General features: G+C 38.2%; 2 protein-coding genes. One reads left to right on the top strand and one right to left on the bottom strand.

The window, feature by feature from the left end:
- Window positions 1-907: DUF72 domain-containing protein (locus tag AC1DND_RS28300; protein ID WP_477586225.1), on the top strand; the 907-nt coding region annotated here is incomplete at its 5' end.
- Window positions 908-1,005: 98 nt separating this feature from the next.
- Here AC1DND_RS28300 and AC1DND_RS28295 read toward each other — a convergent pair.
- On the bottom strand, window positions 1,006-1,129 hold a 124-nt coding region (locus AC1DND_RS28295; protein ID WP_477586227.1), incomplete at its 5' end, for a DUF1579 family protein.

Below are 1,129 nucleotides of genomic sequence, written 5' to 3'. Positions count from 1 at the left end.
CCATATTACAATGCAATACGGTAAAGTAGACGACCCAACTATTATAGATTATACCCTTCCTGCTGATGCTCCTGAAACAGCAGGGATTTTAGCAGCAAATAAACCTAAACAATCTTTCCAGGCCTATGTGGGTTGCGCCAAATGGAATAAGGCCGATTTAAAGGGATTTTATCCAAAAGGGACTAAGGATGAATTGACTTACTATTCTACTCAATTTAATTCTATTGAGCTTAATGCCACATTTTATGGTATGCCAAGCCGCGAACAAGTAATCACCTGGACGCAAAAAACACCTGCAGATTTTAAGTTTTTTCCAAAACTAACCAATACCATCAGTCACTTTAAAAGATTGATTAACGTTAAAGAACCTGTAGAACAGTATTGCGATGCGATCAGTAATTTCGAAGATAAATTAGGAATGGCTTTTCTTCAATTGCACGATAACTTTAAACCTAAAGATTTCGAAAGGTTAAAAATCGTAATCAACGAATTCCCAAAAGTAATTCCTTTGGGTGTTGAAGTGAGAAATGAAGAATGGTTTTCAAATCTGCCCATTGCCAACGAATTTGCACAATTATTTCAGGAAAATGGTGTAGCCAATATTATCGTTGATACTGCAGGCAGAAGAGATATGCTGCATATGCGTTTAACTTCGCCCACTGCCTTTGTGCGTTTTGTTGGCGCAAACGATGATGACATAGATAAAAAACGCTTAGACGATTGGATTGAAAGAATTGTAAGCTGGAAAGAACAGGGCTTGCAAAACTTATATTTCTTTGTTCACCAGAATGTAGAACTTTCCTCTCCGTTATTTTCCGCCTATTTTACAGAGAAACTGAATAAAGCTGTTGGAACTGATTTAAAAATCCCGGTAATGGCCAATCAGGCTTCGCCTAGCTTATTTTAGTTTTTTTGGTACGTCATTCCCGCGTATGCGGGAATCTTAATACATTTACATCGGGCATTAAGATTCCCAATCAAGTTGGGAATGACGACCCTTCTAAGTTATTTTCTTCTATAAACCGTTTCGGTAGCTTTTGCTTCTTCCCCTTCTGGCGAAACATTGTAGGCCGTTAATACGATTTCGTTCTCGTTAATTATTTCAAGCGTTGTTCTCCAGCCCCAAAGC

This window comes from Pedobacter sp. 01N416, from assembly GCF_056399685.1.
This window is presented reverse-complemented; position numbering and strand designations above follow the sequence as displayed.